Origin of the sequence: Bacillus sp. SIMBA_074 (genome assembly GCF_046534555.1) — a bacterium.
GTDB lineage: Bacteria > Bacillota > Bacilli > Bacillales > Bacillaceae_G > Bacillus_A > Bacillus_A mycoides.
On the sequence record NZ_JAWRYM010000749.1, the window covers coordinates 1 to 260 of the forward strand.

Consider the following 260-nt stretch of genomic DNA (forward strand, 5'->3'; position numbering starts at 1 on the left):
GCTTTTCAATATAGACGACCTCGCCACGATCATACACAACGAGGTGAATCACTTCGTTTGTCACATTCCCGAGCTCTTTTAAAAATGGCTTCGCCTCTGTTCGCAAATCGATAGAGTCGAGCAAAGCCGAGCTCAATTCCAATACTTTATAGCCTAATTTATATTTCTCGGTTTCTGCATCCTGCTCAACATAGCCATGCCGAACGAAGGTAGACAACATGCGATAAACCGATGTTTTGTTCAACCCGATCTCTTTGGAT

At 43.5% G+C, this 260-nt stretch carries 1 protein-coding gene; it reads right to left on the reverse strand.

The annotated features are described in order from the left end of the window. On the reverse strand, positions 1 to 260 hold a 260-nt coding region (locus SB773_RS32780; protein ID WP_410594572.1), incomplete at both ends, for an IclR family transcriptional regulator.